This is a genomic window from Acidovorax sp. BL-A-41-H1, from assembly GCF_051942715.1.
In genome coordinates this window covers 1651487-1669082 of record NZ_JBPVJQ010000006.1, presented here as the reverse complement: position 1 = coordinate 1669082, position 17596 = coordinate 1651487, and the positions used below count along the sequence as shown (strand labels likewise).

Genomic DNA, 17596 nt, shown 5'->3' with positions numbered 1-17596 from the left:
AATCCAGTACCTGTATTTTTCACCAGTTTTTCGGAGTGTGCAAGTGAGTGGGCAAAAAATCGTGGTTCTGGGCACGGGCGGAACCATCGCGGGCACCGCAGCCGATGCCGCGGACAACATCGGCTACAAAGCTGCGCAGGTCGGTGTGCGTGACCTCTTGGCATCGATTCCGGCACTGAGTCAGTCAGAAGGCGTTGCCGTCGAGGCGGAGCAGGTCGCCCAGGTCGATAGCAAGGACATGGACTTCGACATCTGGACGCGCCTAGCTGCACGGTGCCAGCATCACCTGGACCACCCCGCCGTGAAAGGTGTGGTCATCACCCACGGCACCGATACCCTGGAAGAAACCGCCTGGTTTCTGCAGGAAGTGCTCCGTTGCACAAAACCTGTGGTGCTGACCTCTGCCATGCGGCCCGCGAGCGCGCTGACCCCCGACGGTCCCCAGAACCTGATGGATGCAGTTGCTCTGGCGCTGGCCCCCGACGTGCGCGGCGTATTCGCCGTGGCGGCAGGGGAAGTCCACGGTGCCCGGCTGGTTCAGAAGGCGCATCCCTACCGGGTCAACGCCTTTGCGTCGGGCGATGGCGGACCCCTGGGCTGGATGGAGGAGGGCAGCGTACGCTGGGCGCCGAATATCTCGGTAGCGCATGAATCAAAAGGGCGTATTGCTATGATTGTCATAGCCAACGCAGTTTCTGCCCCCCGTGTGGAAATCATCCTGAGCCACGCAGGCGCCCGTGGCAGCCTGGTGGACGCGCTGGTGCGTGACGGAGTGCAGGGCCTGGTGGTTGCGTGCACCGGCAACGGGACCATTCACCATGCGCTGGAGGACGCCCTGCTGCGCGCTCAGGTTGCCGGGGTGAGGGTCGTGCGCGCCACGCGCTGCAGCGGTGGCCAGGTCCTGCCCAAGCCGGGTGACCTGTTTGTGGACTCCCGCGGACTGTCCCCGGTCAAGGCGCGCATCTCGCTGATGCTGGACCTTCTGGTGGGCGCCTAGCCCCGTTGTACCGTGTCATTTTTGGCAGCACTCAAAACCCACAGCTGGGCATACCCGGCGCTGGAGGTCGTCCACATTGCGGGCATCGCGCTGGTGATCGGCAATCTGGTGCTGTTGGAATTGCGCGTGTTCGGCCTCGGGCGGATGCTCCCCGTCAAAGACCTTGCCCGGTTGTGCCTGTCCCTGAGCGTGCTGGGCTTCGGGCTCATTGCCGCGTCCGGCCTCGTGATGTTTGCGACGCAGGCGGCAGAGCTGCTGGCCAACCGGGCATTCACCCTCAAGATGGTGCTGTTGATGCTGGCCGGGTGCAACGCAGCCTGGTTTCATGGCCGAAAATCGCTCGACAGGCTCGATGGAATGGCTCGTGCACTGATGCTGGTCTCGACCATCCTGTGGCTTGCCATGGCCGCCAGCGGCCGCTGGATTGCCTACCTTTAAAGGGGAAACACATGCTTGTTCAACGTCGCCACTGCATCCTGGCACTTGCTACCGTTCCGCTGTGGGCCCGCGCACACCATGGCTGGAGCAGCTTTGACGCAGAACGGCCGATCTATCTGGCCGGAACGGTGCGCAAGGTGCGCTGGCAAAACCCCCATGCCGAGCTCGAACTGGAATTGCCCGCCGATCTTTCGGTGCCCGGCGATCTGGCTCAGCGGGCAATACCGGCGCAGACAGCGCCCGTGGATGGCAAGGCGCTGCTGGCAAAGGCCGTGGTACCCCGCAGGCGTGACCGGCTCTGGCAGGTTGAACTGGCTCCGCTGACGCGCATGCAGGCCTGGCAGGTTGCTGAAATCAAGCCGGGTGCGGCCGTGTCACTGGTCGGCTTCACGCTGCGCGAGGAAAAGGGCGACGCGGTGTTGCGCGCGGAATTTCTGTTTGTGGACGGCAAGGCCTACGCCCTGCGCTCAGGGCCTGCCTGACGCGCTAGTTCCCGCTGTCCATCGGCCAACCCGGGCTACTTTGCCACCGGCGCCGACGTCACGGGCGCCCATGCAGTGAGTCCCTGATCGCGGCGAGAAACCGCAACTCAAAGGCAGGCTTGCTATTCGCGGTGCGCCAACAAAAACGGCGCCTGCAAGAGGCGCCGTTGTGGCCTGCGAATCCTTGCCGGGCTCGTGGTTTCAGCTTGCCAGGGCTTTCAGTGCGCGTTCGGTGATCTCGTCCACGCTGCCGGTGCCGCTGATGGCGCGGTACTTGGGGGCAAGGTCAGGGGCAGTCTTGGCCCAGCTGCTGTAGTAGTCGACCAGCGGGCGCGTCTGGTCGCTGTAGACCTGCAGACGCTTTTGCACGGTCTCTTCCTTGTCGTCTTCGCGCTGGATAAGGTCTTCGCCGGTCACGTCGTCCTTGCCTGCCACTTTGGGCGGGTTGAACTTGACGTGGTAGGTGCGGCCGCTGGCCGGGTGCGAGCGGCGGCCGCTCATGCGTTCGATGATGGCATCAAACGGCACGTCGATTTCCAGCACGTAATCAAGCTTCACTCCGGCTGCCTTCATGGCATCAGCCTGGGGGATGGTGCGGGGAAAGCCGTCGAAGAGGAACCCGTTGGCGCAGTCGGCCTGGGTGATGCGTTCCTTCACCAGTCCGATGATGATGTCGTCGCTCACGAGGGCGCCAGAGTCCATCACGGCCTTGGCCTGCAGGCCCAGGGGGGTGCCGGCCTTGACGGCAGCGCGCAGCATGTCGCCGGTGGAGATTTGCGGGATGCCGTACTTTTGGCAAATGAACGTGGCTTGCGTGCCCTTTCCGGCGCCGGGCGCGCCCAACAGAATCAGTCTCATGGAAATCCTCGAAGGTTAGAAATCGGTTGGCGCCGCTGGCGGGGGCCACGCCGCCACACTGCGGTGGTTGCCGATACGCCCAGGATGCGATGCTCTCGTTACATTCGAGGATAGCATGTGACTCCTTCATCGCGACTTACACGGACGCCTCTCCCCGATATGGTGCGTTGGCCCTGGAGTGCCGCCTATTGCACGCGCCCAGATCGTCGGTCACTGCAGCCCTGCCACAGGTTTTAGAGGGCTGTCTTCGCACCCGTCGCATGCCCCGCGCGGATGCCAGGGGCTCAGACGGCTGCCAGCAGAGCGCGTACCCGCGCCAGGTCGTCGGGCGTATCGACCCCCGGCCCGGGTACCTTGTCCGCCAGATGGACGGCAATGCGGTGGCCATGCCAGAGCGCACGCAGCTGCTCGAGTGCCTCGACCGCCTCGGTGGGGGCCGCTGGCAGGCCCGGAAAGCTCCGCAGGAAGCGCGCGCGGTAGCTGTAGATACCCACGTGCCTCAGTGGCGCAAAACCGGCGGGCATCGCCTGCGCGGCCGATTGCCACCAGGCCGCGTCGGGCAGGTCGCGGCACCACGGAATAGGCGCACGGCTGAAGTAGTGCGCAAAGCCGCGTGCGTCCAGCACAACCTTCACCACATTGGGGTTCAGGTAGTCATCTCGTGATGCAATCGGGTGCGCCGCGGTGCCCATGCTGGCATCGGCAGACGCCGCGAGCAGGCCGCCCACGGCGTTGATAAGGTCGGGGTCAATCAGGGGTTCATCGCCCTGAACATTGACCACCGTGTCGTCACCGTCCAGGCCGAGCAGCACGCAGGCCTCGGCCAGGCGGTCGCTGCCGCTGGCGTGGTCGGTTCGGGTGAGTATGGCTTCCACACCGTGGCGGATGCAGGTGTCCACAATGCGGGCGTCATCCGCGGCCACGACCACGCGGCTGGCGGCGCTCTCGGCAGACCTGCGCGCCACGCGCACCACCATGGGCAGGCCGGCAATGTCTGCCAGCGGTTTGTCAGGCAGACGGCTGGATGCCATCCGTGCCGGAATCAGCACCGTGAAGCCAGGCTGCCCAGAACTGCGCGCCGCCGACTGCGGCAGGCCGGCCAGCGCGCTCATCGCTCCAGTTCCTCATCGCTCAGGGTGCGGGCCTCGTTCTCCAGCAGTACGGGGATGCCGTCGCGCACCGGGTAGGCCAGCCGCGCGCTGCGCGAGACGAGTTCCTGCGCCTCACGGTCGTAGGTCAGCGGGCCCTTGGTCACGGGGCATACCAGCAGTTCAAGCAGTTTGGGATCCATGGCGGAGTGTGTGTGGTGGGCGGATGGCGCCGGAGAGAGAAGCCGCGCGTACAGGCCGCGCGCAGGGCATCCACGATCATAGCTGCGGGTGCCGGACCAGCGGGCGATCCTGATATCCCACGGCGAGACCTGGATTGGGGTGTGCGGACCCGCGGGAAACTGCCCATCAGCCATGCAAGACCGTGCAAACTGCCGAAGGAGTGCCGAGGCGCCCAGTTCAGGGGGTTCGGCGGGTTGGGGCGCTGTTCTGGTCCGCTGCGGACTGCAGTCGCTGGTCAATCGCCGCATCCAGCGCGTGGAAGAAGCCCGGCTCGATCTCCAGCACCAGCGGCACGGCCAGCACCTGCGGGTGCCGTCGCCAGAGCTTGACAGCGTCTTTTTCGGTGCAAACGATGCTGTAGTGCTCACCGGATAATGCCTTCCAGCTATCAAAATCATAGTGATCTGGCAGGCTTTCTGCATGGGCAAGCGTCAGGCCGACCGCTCTGAGCATGTCAAAGAACACCTCGGGCTGCGCCACGGCGGCCACAGCATGCACCGGCTGGCCTTGCAGTGCATTGAGCGCGATGCGCTGCCCGTCTGCCTGCACAGCCCAGGGCGCAAGGCTGCGCCGGGTACTGAAGGCAGGCGATGCCGTCCCGGCGGGCGGAACCGGTGCCGCATGCAGCACAAAATCCACCGGCCGTGGCCACGGCTCGCGCAGCGGGCCTGCGGGCAACATCCACCCGTTGCCGATCCCGTCGGCATTGAACACGCAGATTTCCAGGTCCCGTTGCAGCGCCAGATGCTGCAGGCCGTCATCGCACAGAAGGACATCGGTATCAGGGTGGGCTGACAGCAGCGCCTCGGCTGCATCGATGCGCTGCGCGGCCACATACACGGGCACTCCGGGGCAGCTGCGGGTGATGAGTGCGGGCTCGTCGCCCACATCCTGCGCCGCGCTGTCGGCAAGCACCGCGATGCAGTCGCGCGACTGGCGCCCGTAACCTCTTGAGATCACGCCCGGGCGCAGGCCGCGCGCCTGCAGGTGCCGGGCCAGGGCGATCACCACGGGCGTTTTTCCGGCACCGCCGGCAATGACGTTGCCGACGACGATAACTGGCCGGCCGGGATGTTCGGAAGCCAGAAGGCCGCTGCGGTACAGCCTGCGCCGAATCGCTACCAGTGCGCCGTAGAGCAGGGCTACGGGCCATAACGCCAGGGCGCCGGGCCCGCGCGTCTGCCAGCTGCGTTGCAGCCAGCCCTGCAAGCGCTTGCCGGTTGTGCGGGCCGGCTCGGCAGGCCGCTGCGGCGGCGGGGCAGCGGTCACCGGGCCACCATGCAAAGGTCAGTTGCCGCTGGCCGCCCGTGCGCCTGCGGACGACTGCGTGGCAAAGGTGATTTGCGTCAGGCCCACGCGCCGCGCGGCTTCCATTACGGTGACCACCGACTGGTGGGGCGACATTGCATCAGCGCTGATGATGATGACCGTGCCGGCACCGGCCGTGGCCGCAGCCCGCAGCGCCTGGGCGACCGCATCCACGCTCTTGCCTTCCACGGTCGACTTGTTGACGGCATAGCGACCGTCCGAAGCCACCGCGACGATGACTTCCTTGGGGTGGTCGCGCTGCTGCTCGGCGTCTGCCACGGGCAGGGTGAGCTGCAGCTCGGTGAACTTGCTGTACGTGGTGGTCAGCATCAGAAAGATGAGGATGACCAGCAGCACATCGATGAACGGGATCAGGTTGATCTCGGGCTCATCCTTGGGGCGGGGGCTGAAGTTCATGGCGGATGTTCTGTTGCGCGGACATGGGACCCTGCGGCAGGGGACGGGAAAGTGTCAGCCGATGTCTCAGGATGTCTCAGCGGGCTTTGCGGTGGCGCAGGATGTGGCGCACGAACTGCTCGGATGCCAGTTCCAGGGTGAGCAAGTAGGCATCGACCCGGGCGCGAAAGTACCGCCAGAAGATCAAGGCCGGGATCGCAACGATGAGGCCGAAGGCCGTGTTGTAGAGCGCAATCGAGATGCCGTGTGCCAGCTGCGCCGGGTTGCCGCCGCCCACCGCCTGGCCCACGCCGCCTGTGCCCGTCTGCGAGCCGAAGATCTCGATCATGCCGATGACAGTACCCAGCAGGCCCAGCAGTGGCGCCGCCGACGCAATGGTGGCCAGTGCAGCCAGATACTTTTCGAGCCGGTGGGCCACCGCTCGGCCGGCGCCTTCCATGGCGGCGCGCAAGTCCGCTTCACTGCACTGCGGATTGCTGTTCAGCGTGCGAAGCCCGGTCGCCAGCACCTCACCCAGGGCGGAGTTCTGTGCCAGCTGGTTCACCACATCAGGCGTAGGGACCGAACGCGAGGACACCGTGATGGCTTCGTCGAGCAGTTTGGGGGGGGCCACGCGGGACGTCTTGAGTGCCACGAAGCGTTCGAAAACCAGTGCCATTCCGAGCACGGAACATGCGATCAGGGGCCAGATCGGCCAGCCAGCGGCTTGTATGATGGACAGCAAATCTCTCTCCGGGCACTTGAAGGGCAGCGGCGATTATGGCCCAGCTTGTCCTGTCACCCGCGTCACAAACAGTTACCTTGCCGCGTTCGGATTCGGGCGCGTTGCGGACTCACAAAAACTGTGGATAACTTTGTGGGCAACTGGGTATCGACGGCCCCGAAAGCGGCGCCACGCCGTGCTTGCAACAGATTGATGAAAAATAAGGCAATGAAAAATCGTTATAAATCAACGGGTTGCACGTATTTCCGTGCTTTCGGCAGGATATCTGTGTCCACGTTGGCCCCGCTCGCCGCTCCCTGCCATCTGTGGAGTAGTGCGCCCCGCAGCAACGCCCAAAAGCGCTTGAAGCCTCATGCCTGAGCTCCCAAACCCAGCATTGGCGCCGCGTGTGTGGGAAGTTGGCGCGCTATGCCGCGCCATTGCTGATGCGCTGGAGGCACGGTTCAATCCTGTCGCGGTCCGCGGGGAGATCACGGGCTTCGCGCGCGCAGCCAGCGGTCATTGCTACTTCACGGTCAAGGATGCCAACGGGCAGCTGCGCTGCGCCATGTTCAGGCGGGCGGCCCTGCTGCTTGACTTTTCGCCGAGGGACGGTGAACTGGTGGAGTTGCGTGGACGCCTGGGCGTGTACGAAGCCCGCGGAGACCTGCAGTTCATCGTCGAAAGCATGCAGCGGGCCGGGCAGGGGGCGCTGTTCGAGCAGTTTCTGCGCCTGAAGGCCGGGCTGGAAGCTGAAGGGCTGTTTGATGCTGCTCGCAAGCGGCCCTTGCCCTTGCAGCCGCGCGGCATCGGCCTTGTCACATCGCTGGGCGCCGCAGCACTGCACGACGTGGTGACGGCCCTGCGCCGCCGGGTGCCGCACATCCCGGTGGTGCTGGTGTCCACGCCCGTACAGGGCGCAGGGGCTCCGGCGTCGCTGGTTGCATCGCTATCAAAGTTGTATCAGATGGCCGAGCAGGCACAAGCGCCAGGGGCCGATTTGACGCAGATTCCGGCCATCGACGTGATTTTGCTCGTACGCGGCGGCGGCTCCATCGAAGACCTGTGGGCGTTCAACGACGAACGCCTGGCGCGCACCATCGTGCAAAGCCCCGTGCCCCTGGTGTGCGGGGTGGGGCACGAGACCGATTTCACCATTGCCGATTTCTGCGCCGACCTGCGCGCGCCCACGCCCACGGCGGCCGCAGAGATGGTGTCGCAGCCGCGCGATGTATGGCTTGGGGCGCTGGACTTGCTGGGTGGCCGGTTGGGTGACGCGGTGCAGCGCCAGGTGGATGCGCGCTATCAGCGGCTCGACCAGGTGGCCGCACGCCTGGGCAGGCCGTCTTCACTGGCCGCGCGCCAGCATCTGCAGCTGGCCCGGCTTGCGCAGCGCATGCGCCATGCCGTACATCTGCGCGTACAGCGCCAGCAGCATGCGCAGGCCGTGCTGGCCAGCGGTCTTGCGCAGGCGTTGCACCAACGCCTGCGGGCACAGGCCGAGCGGGTAGACCGCGCCGAACTGCGCCTGGGCCTGCTGGACCCGCGCCTCGTGCTGCAGCGCGGCTATGCCATGCTGACCGACAGCACTGGCCGTGCCGTGGTCAGCACGCAGCAGGCGAGCCCGGGCGATGCGCTCAAGGCCACGCTGGCCGACGGGACGCTGGACGTGACCGTGGCCCGGCAGACGCGGCTGCTTTGATCCGCAGGCCCAGCCGTGACCGGCCCGGCGCAGGCGCAAAGGCCTTTGCTGCAGGGGCCACCCGATGTTCCTACAATGCGCTTTTGCCCCGCGGCCGTCAGAGCTCTGACCTGTCGCCGCGGCGGCCCCGATTTCAAACCACGAGGAAACACACCATGGAACACACCCTTCCCCCGCTGCCCTACGCCATTGACGCGCTGGCTCCGCACTACAGCCAGGAAACGCTGGAGTACCACCATGGCAAGCACCACAACGCCTACGTGGTGAACCTCAACAACCTGCAAAAGGGCACCGAGTTCGAGGCGATGTCGCTGGAAGAAATCGTCAAGAAGTCCAGCGGTGGCGTCTACAACAACGCAGCCCAGATCTGGAACCACACGTTCTTCTGGAACTGCATGGCCCCCCAAGGCGGCGGCGAGCCGTCGGGCGCGCTGGCTGCAGCCATCAACGCCAAGTGGGGCAGCTACACGGCCTTCCGCGAAGCCTTTGTGAAGAGCGCCGTTGGCAATTTCGGTTCGGGCTGGACCTGGCTGGTCAAGAAGGCAGACGGCAGCGTGGACATCGTGAACACGGGGGCCGCAGGCACGCCGCTGACCACAGCCGACAAGGCGCTGCTGACCGTGGACGTCTGGGAACACGCCTACTACATCGACTACCGCAACCAGCGCCCCAAGTTTGTCGAAACGTTCTTCGACAAGCTGGTGAACTGGAAGTTTGCCGAAGCCAACTTCGCCTGATCCAGGCGGCTGCCAGCAGCAGGGGCGCCCACGCGTGGGGCGCCACCTGTTGTCATCGACCGAGATAGAAAAAGACGGCCTGAGGGCCGTCTTTTTCATGGTGATGTGTGACGCGGGTTGCAGTGGTCAATGCCCTCGCGGCACAGCGCCATCTTTGCAGCCAGGCGCAACGCCGCGGCCCCGTTGCCCCGTCACGGCTTGCGCTGAAACACGTTGCCCACCAGCTTGCTGCCCGGCTTCACGTTCTTCTGTGCAAACCATCCCTTGTTCATTTCGAGCACGTAGCGCACCGGCTTGGCAGAGCAGTGCGAATCCAGCGTCTGTGGTTTCATGTCTTCCAGGTTCACGATGGTCCCGTCGTCCTCCACAAAGGCGGCCGTCAGGGGGATCAGCGTGTTCTTCATCCAGAAGCACTGCACGGACGGCTGCTCGAAGACAAAAAGCATGCCTTCATGCTGCGGCATTTCCTTGCGGTGCATGAGCCCGGTCTGGCGCGTCTGTGGTGTCGACGCCACCTGGGCGTCAATGCGGTGAAAGCCCGCGGTCAGCTCCACCCGCGGCAGCGACATCTGCGGCGCATCCTGCGCGCCTGCAGGGGTTGCCACGGCGCATGCCAGCGCGGCCACCAGGCCCAGTGCCCAGTGCCAGAGCCGGTTGCGGGGACAGCTTGCGGTGCCGGTAGCCGGTGCATGCCAGACAAAAGTCGGAATCATTGCTCTTCATCCTCTTGGAAAACGCTGTGAAAGGCCCGCGCCATCTTACGCACGGCAGAGCAGTGTGCCTCGTGCAGGCACTCTGCATGCAGAGACACAACACGGCGTTTGCGACGATGCACTGTGCCTGCCGTGTGGAGGGCCACTCAGCAAAACGCCCGCGGATGCGGGCGTTTATGCGGAGTCCGGGCCTGCCAGTGCGGCAGGCTTGGAGGTCAGGCTGCGCGCTGGGCAGTCTTCTTCTTGGCGACCTTCTTGTGGGTCTTTTTCTTGGCGGTCTTGGTGGTGGTGGCTTTGGTTGCCTTGGTGGCCTTGGCCTTCACGGCAGGAGCCGCGGGCGCTGCAGCCATGGGCTGCGCGGCGGCCGGCGCCATGGCGGGAGTGGTAGCAGGGGCGGGTGCCGCTGCCGGTGCCTGTGCAAAAGCACCTGCAGCGCACAGACCAGTCACCAGTACAGCGAGGAGTTTTTTCATATGTATGCCGTTTCCAGTAATTACTTGCGTTCGAGGCGGCGCGCACCATTGCGCAGCCACGGGTGCAACGATAGCAGCGGCCGGCACGCCGTCAAAGGCTCCTGCTGAAATATTTCTCATTAGAATCTTTCGGGACTTCCCTCACGGCGGCGCCCCTTGCGCCTGTGCCGCTGCGGGTCAGGCAGGCCAGTCAAGGGCCGTGCCTTCATCGCCGGGCATCTCGTCCGTTACCGTTCAATGTCAGTTCTCACAGGATGCGCCGCCATGAGCCATTTCCAACACATCAAGGTCCCGGCTGACGGCCAGAAGATCAGCGTCAACGCCGACATGACGCTGAATGTGCCCGACCACCCGATCATTCCGTTCATCGAGGGCGATGGCACCGGGCTTGACATCACGCCCGTCATGATCAAGGTGGTGGATGCCGCGGTGGCCAAGGTCTACGGTGGCGCCCGCAAGATCCACTGGATGGAGGTGTACGCCGGCGAGAAAGCCACCCGGGTGTATGGCCCCGACGTCTGGCTGCCCGACGAAACCCTGGCCGTGCTGCGTGAGTACGTGGTGTCCATCAAGGGCCCGCTGACCACCCCGGTAGGCGGCGGAATCCGCTCGCTCAATGTCGCCTTGCGGCAGGAGCTTGACCTGTACGTCTGCCTGCGGCCCGTACAGTATTTCAAGGGCGTGCCCTCGCCGCTGAAAGAGCCCGAGAAGACCAACATGGTCATCTTCCGCGAGAACTCTGAAGACATCTACGCCGGCATCGAGTTCGAGGCAAAGTCCGAAAAGGCCCAGAAGCTGATACGGTTCCTGCAGGACGAGATGGGCGTCAAGAAGATCCGCTTCCCCGACACCTCGGGTCTGGGCGTCAAGCCGGTGTCCATCGAAGGCACCGAGCGCCTGGTGCGCAAGGCCATCCAGTACGCCATCGACAACGACAAGCCCAGCGTCACCATCGTGCACAAGGGCAACATCATGAAGTACACCGAGGGTGGCTTCCGCGACTGGGCCTACGCCCTGGCGCAAAAGGAGTTTGGCGCAGAGCTGATTGACGGCGGCCCCTGGTGCCGCCTGAAGAATCCGAAAAACGGCAAAGAAATCACCATCAAGGACAGCATCGCCGATGCGTTCCTGCAACAGATCCTGCTGCGCCCTGCGGAGTATTCGGTGGTGGCCACGCTCAATCTCAACGGGGACTACATCTCCGACGCGCTGGCTGCACAGGTAGGCGGCATCGGCATCGCGCCCGGTGCGAACATGTCCGATTCGGTGGCGTGCTTCGAGGCCACGCACGGCACTGCGCCGAAGTACGCAGGCAAGGACTACGTCAACCCCGGCTCCGAAATCCTGTCGGCAGAGATGATGCTGCGCCACATGGGCTGGACGGAAGCGGCCGACCTGATCATCAAGTCGCTCGAAAAGTCGATCGCGTCCAAGAAGGTCACTTACGACTTCGCGCGCTTGATGGAAGGCGCAACGCAGGTGAGCTGCTCGGGCTTTGGCCAGGTGATGATCGACAACATGTAGTGCTGGCTTGAACGGCGGTCTCTCGCCGCCTTCCCGGAATCGCTGTCTGATGCCCTCGCACCGCTTGCACGGTGCGAGGGTTTTTTTGTGCCTGTCCGGGCGCGGCATTTTACTTATTGATACCCAGGCACTGATATGCATCTTCGAGCGTAATCGGTTGCATAGCACGTAGTATGGAACGCATGCTGCGTCGCACTTCGATGGGCTCCGACCCCAGGCCCTGATACATCGGGCCGGGGATCCAGCGGTCGCCCGCGTCAAGGCACGGTACGGCGCTGCTCTGCTCTGCTCTGCTCTGCACTGCACTGCATCTGCAACAGGCGCGCAGCCGCCCCTGGCGAGAGACTGCATGGATCCGATATTTTCAATGTCCCGCTGCGACGAACACCCCGATGCGTTGCTGGCGCTGACTGCCGACGGGCGCGTGCTCGACTGGAACCGTGCGGCCGAGGTGATGTACGGTTACACGCGTGATGAAGCCGTGAGCCGGGACGTGCAGGTGCTCATTGCAGGCGTGGCGCAAGCTGGCGAGGAGGCCACGCTGCGCGCACAGGCACTGCAGGGTTCCACCGCCGCGCAGGAGCTGGTACGCATGCGCAAGGACGGCTCGCTGCTGTACGTGAATGTGTCGGTCAGCGTGGTCCGCAACCAGGCCGGCGAGGCCGCGTACTTTCTTTGCTGTCACCACGATGTGACCCATCTGCGCGTGCTGCGCGATGCCAAGCTGCTGGAGGCGCGCTTTCGCGACCTGCTGGAGTCCACGCCGGATGCCATGGTCATGGTCAACCTGACGGGCCGCATCGTGATGGCGAACGGCCAGGCTGAGCGGGTCTTTGGCTATGGGCGGGCCGAGCTGCTGGGCCAGCCGGTAGAACTGCTGTTGCCCCCGCAATACCGCCACGCGCATGTGGGACACCGTAGCCAGTTTTTTGCGCAGCCACGCACCCGCACCATGGGTGCGGGCCTGGAGCTCAATGGCCAGCGCAAGGACGGCTCGGAGTTCCCGGTGGAGATCAGCCTGAGCCCGCTGCAGACCGAGGAAGGCCTCTTCGTCTCCAGCGCCATCCGTGACGTGACAGAGCGAAAGCGCATTGAATCCGTGCTGCGCGAGAAGAACCTGGAGCTTGAGAACGCCGCGCTGGTGAAAGACCGGTTCCTGGCCAGCATGTCGCACGAGCTTCGCACTCCGCTGAATGCTGTCATCGGCTTCACGGGGACGCTGCTGATGAAGCTCCCCGGCCCGCTGAACGACGAGCAGGAGCGGCAGTTGCGCATGGTGCAGACGGGGGCACGGCACCTGCTGTCACTCATCAATGACCTGCTGGACGTGGCCAAGCTCAGCGCCGGCAAGCTCGCGTTAAGCCGCGAGCGGGTGGACTGCGCTGCCGTAGCTGCCGAGGCCGTGGCCACGCTGGAGCCCGAGGCGCAGCGCAGGGGGTTGGTGCTGGCGCTGCATGTCCCCGCCGGGCCGGTGTGGCTGCAGACCGACCGGCGTGCGCTCAGCCAGATCCTGCTCAACCTGGTGGGAAACGCCGTCAAGTTCACGGCGCACGGCCGGGTTGATGTGGAGCTGACCCGTGAGCCTGAGGTCCTCGGCAACGCGGGCGCTGGCGTGCGCTTCACGGTGCGCGACACGGGCCCGGGCATACCGGAGGCCGAGCGTCCCCAGCTGTTCCAGGCGTTTGCGCGCATCGACCGGCCGGGGGTGAGCGCGCAGGAGGGCACCGGCCTGGGCCTGCACCTGAGCAGCCAGCTCGCCCAGGCACTGGGCGGCCGCCTTGGCGTGGAAAGCACCGAGGGGCAGGGGAGTGTGTTCACCCTGGTGCTTGCGGAGCCGCCGGCATGAAGGTCCCCACCGTTCCGGTAATCCAGGATGACACGGCCACCCGCGAGCGGGTGGTGGACCTGCTGCAGGCCGCAGGGATGCGTGTACTGGCTGCCGGGAACGGAAACCAAGGTCTTGCCATGGGCCTGGCAGAAAACCCGGACCTCATCCTTGGCGACATGCAGATACCCGGGCTCAGCGGCTCCGAGGGGGCGCAGGGGTTGCGCGCTACTGCCGGGTGGCGGCGTGTGCCCGTGGTGGCCGTCACTGCGAATTCAATCACCAGCGACCGACAGAAAGCCATAGACGGCGGGTTTGACGATCACCTGCCAAAGCCGATTGACCACGAGCTGTTTGCAGCCCGGGTGCAGGCATATTTCGTTGCCGCCGGCGACCCCGCAGCGGAGACTCCCCCAAACCGCCGCCCACTCCCACTTTCACTCCCACTCCCACTCCCACAGCATGGCCAAGATCCTGGTTGTTGACGACGTCCCTGCAAACCGCGCTTTGGTGGTCACGCTGGTGCGGCACGTCGGCCATGAAGCGGTCGAGGCGTCTGACGGTGCGCAGGCCATGGCCATGGCGCGTATGTACCGGCCTGACCTGGTGATCTCGGATGTGCTCATGCCGACCATGGACGGCTTCGAGTTCGTGCGGCAACTGCGTGCCGATGCCGCTGTGGCGACCACCCAGGTCGTGTTCTATACCGCCCACTTTCGCGAAGAGCAGGCTCGGCAGCTCGCCCTGGCCTGTGGCGTGACGGAAATCCTGCTCAAGCCGTGCGAGCCACAGGACATCCTGCGCGTGGTGGAGCGGGCGCTGGGCAAGGCCCCGCTGGCCGCACCGGTGCTGGAGGATGTGGGCGCCTTCGACGCGCAACACATGCAGCTGATCACCGACAAACTGATCGCCAGCGTGGCGCAGCTGGAGGGCATCAACAGCCGGCTGGCTGCGCTGTCAGACCTGAGCCTGCAGCTCGCGTCCGAGCGCGACCCCGATGCGCTGCTGGCCCAGGTGTGCCGCGGCGCGTGCGACCTGGTCAGTGCCAGTTTCACACTGTTGTGCGTCCGGCAGACCGATGCGGATGCCAGCGTGGCTTTCAGTTGCGGGCTGGAAGGCCATGACGGCCCGGTAACGCCCGCACCGGCCATCACCGGCGGCCTTCTGGCGCGCATTGCGCAGGAGCGCACGCCCCTGCGCTGGAGCGGCCCGGCAAGCCAGAGCCAGGAGGTCGGCCTGCCCGCGGGCTATCCACCGGTGACATCGGCACTGCTGGTGCCGGTGCTGTCGTTGTCGCAAGCGTACGGGTGGATCTGCCTGGCCGACAAGGCCGGTGGCGACGGGTTCACCGCAGATGACGAGCAGATACTGTCGATTCTCGGCGCGCAGGTGGGCCGCATGTACGAAAACGCGAGCCTGCTGCGCGAGGTGCAGGCGCACGCCAGCCGGCTGCAGCAAGAGGTGCAGGAACGCCTGCGCGCGCTGGACCATCTGGAGGCCAGCAAGGCCAGCCTGCGCAGGGCGCAAACGTTGGCGCGCATCAGCCATATCACCAGCAATGCCGGTGGCGCCATCGAAAGCTGGCACGAAACCCTGCCGCCCATGCTGCGCCTGACGCCGGACCTGATGCCGCGCAGCGTCCGGCAATGGCTGGCGCTGGTGCACCCTGACGACCGTGCGAAGTTCCGCAACCATTCGCTGCAGGCTGCGCACGACGGTTCGCGCGTGGACTTCACCTACCGGCTACGCCGCGGCGATGGCGAAACCATCTACCTGCGCCAGGTGATGGAGCCGCTGGAGGCCCGCACGGCCAACGACGGCGGGCGGGCCGAGCAGTGGTTTCATACCATCCAGGACGTCACGCGCCACCGCCGGGCCGAAGATCAGTTGCGCGAGAGCGACCGGCGCTTCAACCACTTGTTCGACAAGGTCGAGATGGTCTCGGTCATGCTCGACTGCGAGGGCCGCATCACGTACTGCAACGATTACCTGTTGCGCATGACGGGCTGGGAGCGGCAGGATGTGATTGGCGGAGACTGGTTTGAGCTGTTCCTGCCCGGCGACCATGCTCCCATGCGTAAGGTATTTGCGGACCTGCTGCAAGACCTTCCCTCGGCCTGGCACCACGACAACGATATCCTGACCCGCTCGGGTGAACGGCGCACGGTGCACTGGAACAACACCGTGCTGCGCTCGGCCGATGGCGCAGTCACCGGCGTGGCGAGCCTGGGTGAAGACATCACCGAAAGCCGGGAAGCCGGGCACAAGATCCGGCGGCTCAACCGGGTGTACGCCGTGCTCAGCGGCATCAACACGCTGATCGTGCGGGTGCACGATCGCAGCGAGCTCTTTCAGGAGGCCTGCCGCGTCGCCGTGGAGCTGGGCGGGTTCAAGGCCGCGTGGATTGGCCGGGTGGACCGGCAGCGCCAGCAGGTGATGCCCGTGGCGTCGGCCGGGGCGGGGGCACGGGTGTTGATGGGCATCCAGGACCGCCTCTACCTGCACGACACGCCGCAGCCTGGAGAAAGCCTGAGCGCCAGCGTTGTGCGCAACCGCCGCCCTGAGCTGTGCGACGACATCCTGGGCGATGCGCGCATCGTCCAGCGCGAGCAGCTGTCAGCCTGCGGTGTGGCCGCCATGGTGGTTCTGCCGCTGCTGGCGTCGGCGCAGGTCGTGGGCGTGATGGCGCTGTTTGCCGACGAAAAGGGTTTTTTTGACGAAGCCGAAATGCGGTTGCTGACGGAGCTGGCCGGGGACGTGGGCTTTGCGATGGACCACCTCGACAAGGAAGAGCGGCTGAGCTATCTGGCGTACTACGACGACATCACCGGGCTGCCCAACCGCAACCTCTTCCTCGAGCGGGCCGGGCAGCAGCTACGCCCCCAGGGCGGCGTGGCGCCCATGATGGGCGTGGTGCTCGTCGACATCAGCCGCTTTCGCATGGTGAACGACACGCTGGGCCGCCAGGTGGGTGACGAGCTGCTGCGCCAGGTGGGGCAGCGGCTGTCAAATGCTGCCGGCGAAGCCTGTAGCCTGGGGCGTGTGGGCATCAACAGCTTCGGGGTGGCGGTGCCCGGCATGCGCGAAGCCAGCGCGGTGGCCATGTTGGTGGATCAGTTTCTGCGCATGTGTTTTGACACCCCCTTCAAGCTCTCAAGTACCGAACTGCGTATGGCTGCCAAGGCCGGTGTGGCGATGTACCCCAGCGACGGCGCCGACGCCGAAGCCCTGCTGCGCAACGCCGAAGCCGCCCTCAACCAGGCCAAGGCCTCGGCCGAGAAAATGATGTTCTACACCTCGGCCATGAACGCCAGCGTGGCCGAGGTCCTGGGGCTGGAAGGGCGCCTGCGTGGCGCGCTGGAGCAAGCGCAGTTCGTGCTGCACTACCAGCCCAAGCTTCACCTCTCTACCGGGCAACTCACCGGTGCAGAGGCCCTGATCCGCTGGAACGACCCCGAACGCGGCCTGGTACCGCCAGGCCAGTTCATCCCCATCCTGGAAGAAACGGGCCTGATTTACGACGTGGGCCGCTGGGCACTGCGGCAGGCATTGGCCGATGCGCAACGTTGGCGCGAGGCCGGCCACGCGCCCCTGCGCGTGGCCGTGAACGTGTCGTTCCTGCAGCTGCGCCACCGTGGCTTCATCGACGAGGTGCGCAGCGCGGTGGGGTCTGACCCGCGCTCCGCCGCATCGCTGGAGATCGAGATCACCGAAAGCATGGTGATGGGCGATGTGGAGCACAGCTCGCGCAGCCTGCACGCGCTGCGCCAGATGGGCATCACCATCGCCATCGACGATTTCGGCACAGGCTTTTCGTCGCTAAGTCACCTGGCCACCCTGCCGGTCGACACGCTCAAGATCGACCAGTCGTTCGTGAAGCACATGGACACCATGGCCCAGGGCCAGGCCCTGGTGGCCACCATCATCAACCTGGGGCACTCGCTGGGGCTCAAGGTGATTGCCGAAGGGGTCGAGACGCCCGAGCAGCGCAACACGCTGGCTGCGCTGGGCTGCGACGAGATGCAGGGCTACCTGCTCAGCCGGCCGTTGCCGGCCGAAGAATTTGAGGCAAGGTTTCTTGCATAGGC

General features: G+C 65.3%; 17 protein-coding genes. 9 read left to right on the top strand and 8 right to left on the bottom strand.

Features of this window, described 5'->3' with window-relative positions; all coding sequences use genetic code 11:
- The first annotated feature begins 43 nt into the window (after positions 1-43).
- The 3 genes from ACTPOI_RS20925 to ACTPOI_RS20915 are packed head-to-tail and all read left to right on the top strand — an operon-like array spanning position 44 to position 1917.
- Complete coding sequence (locus ACTPOI_RS20925; protein ID WP_440112349.1) at positions 44-997, top strand: asparaginase; 954 nt, start codon at positions 44-46, stop codon at positions 995-997.
- A gap of 21 nt (positions 998-1018) precedes the next feature.
- Positions 1019-1435: a hypothetical protein gene (locus tag ACTPOI_RS20920; protein WP_440112347.1), complete on the top strand. Its 417-nt coding sequence runs from the start codon at positions 1019-1021 to the stop codon at positions 1433-1435.
- Positions 1436-1446: 11 nt separating this feature from the next.
- Positions 1447-1917, top strand: coding sequence for a DUF6152 family protein (locus ACTPOI_RS20915; protein ID WP_440112345.1), 471 nt, complete (start codon positions 1447-1449; stop codon positions 1915-1917).
- Positions 1918-2118: 201 nt separating this feature from the next.
- On the opposite strand, the gene adk is transcribed toward ACTPOI_RS20915, so the two are convergent.
- The 6 genes from adk to ACTPOI_RS20885 all read right to left on the bottom strand — a co-directional run bounded on the left by adk (position 2119) and on the right by ACTPOI_RS20885 (position 6555).
- The gene (gene adk / locus ACTPOI_RS20910; protein ID WP_440112343.1) at positions 2119-2775 is read right to left on the bottom strand and encodes an adenylate kinase; all 657 of its coding nucleotides are present in this window, start codon (positions 2773-2775) and stop codon (positions 2119-2121) included.
- Between the two features lie 284 nt (positions 2776-3059).
- Entirely contained in the window at positions 3060-3887 is an 828-nt protein-coding gene (kdsB, locus tag ACTPOI_RS20905; protein WP_440112341.1) for a 3-deoxy-manno-octulosonate cytidylyltransferase, read from the bottom strand.
- On the bottom strand, positions 3884-4066 hold the full coding sequence (locus ACTPOI_RS20900; protein WP_069105749.1) for a Trm112 family protein: 183 nt from the start codon (positions 4064-4066) through the stop codon (positions 3884-3886). Before ACTPOI_RS20900 ends, kdsB begins: the two co-directional genes overlap by 4 nt.
- 217 nt (positions 4067-4283) lie before the next feature.
- Positions 4284-5375, bottom strand: coding sequence for a tetraacyldisaccharide 4'-kinase (lpxK, locus tag ACTPOI_RS20895; RefSeq protein WP_440112338.1), 1092 nt, complete (start codon positions 5373-5375; stop codon positions 4284-4286).
- A gap of 18 nt (positions 5376-5393) precedes the next feature.
- Positions 5394-5831 carry an ExbD/TolR family protein gene (locus tag ACTPOI_RS20890; RefSeq protein ID WP_440112336.1) on the bottom strand — a complete coding sequence of 146 codons (438 nt, stop codon included), beginning with the start codon at positions 5829-5831 and terminating at the stop codon, positions 5394-5396.
- A 76-nt stretch (positions 5832-5907) separates the two neighbouring features.
- Positions 5908-6555, bottom strand: a complete 648-nt coding sequence (locus tag ACTPOI_RS20885) for a MotA/TolQ/ExbB proton channel family protein (protein ID WP_440112334.1) — start codon at positions 6553-6555, stop codon at positions 5908-5910.
- Positions 6556-6907: 352 nt separating this feature from the next.
- Here ACTPOI_RS20885 and xseA point away from each other — a divergent pair, with 352 nt between their 5' ends.
- On the top strand, positions 6908-8236 hold the full coding sequence (gene xseA, locus ACTPOI_RS20880; RefSeq protein ID WP_440112332.1) for an exodeoxyribonuclease VII large subunit: 1329 nt from the start codon (positions 6908-6910) through the stop codon (positions 8234-8236).
- 155 nt (positions 8237-8391) lie between these two features.
- The gene (locus ACTPOI_RS20875; protein ID WP_440112330.1) at positions 8392-8973 is read left to right on the top strand and encodes a superoxide dismutase; all 582 of its coding nucleotides are present in this window, start codon (positions 8392-8394) and stop codon (positions 8971-8973) included.
- Between the two features lie 191 nt (positions 8974-9164).
- Here ACTPOI_RS20875 and ACTPOI_RS20870 read toward each other — a convergent pair whose 3' ends face one another.
- Together ACTPOI_RS20870 and ACTPOI_RS20865 are read right to left on the bottom strand one after the other, a co-directional pair.
- The gene (locus ACTPOI_RS20870; RefSeq protein ID WP_440112328.1) at positions 9165-9686 is read right to left on the bottom strand and encodes a DUF192 domain-containing protein; all 522 of its coding nucleotides are present in this window, start codon (positions 9684-9686) and stop codon (positions 9165-9167) included.
- A gap of 215 nt (positions 9687-9901) precedes the next feature.
- On the bottom strand, positions 9902-10159 hold the full coding sequence (locus tag ACTPOI_RS20865; protein ID WP_440112326.1) for a hypothetical protein: 258 nt from the start codon (positions 10157-10159) through the stop codon (positions 9902-9904).
- Between the two features lie 264 nt (positions 10160-10423).
- Between ACTPOI_RS20865 and icd the strand changes: the two genes are divergently transcribed.
- The 4 genes from icd (at position 10424) to ACTPOI_RS20845 (ending at position 17594) form a co-directional block, all read left to right on the top strand.
- Complete coding sequence (gene icd / locus ACTPOI_RS20860; RefSeq protein ID WP_440112324.1) at positions 10424-11683, top strand: NADP-dependent isocitrate dehydrogenase; 1260 nt, start codon at positions 10424-10426, stop codon at positions 11681-11683.
- 367 nt (positions 11684-12050) lie between these two features.
- Positions 12051-13529, top strand: a complete 1479-nt coding sequence (locus tag ACTPOI_RS20855) for a PAS domain-containing sensor histidine kinase (RefSeq protein WP_440112322.1) — start codon at positions 12051-12053, stop codon at positions 13527-13529.
- Entirely contained in the window at positions 13526-13993 is a 468-nt protein-coding gene (locus ACTPOI_RS20850) for a response regulator (RefSeq protein ID WP_440112320.1), read from the top strand. Before ACTPOI_RS20855 ends, ACTPOI_RS20850 begins: the two co-directional genes overlap by 4 nt.
- Entirely contained in the window at positions 13971-17594 is a 3624-nt protein-coding gene (locus ACTPOI_RS20845) for an EAL domain-containing protein (RefSeq protein WP_440112318.1), read from the top strand. Before ACTPOI_RS20850 ends, ACTPOI_RS20845 begins: the two co-directional genes overlap by 23 nt.
- Positions 17595-17596 lie beyond the last annotated feature (2 nt).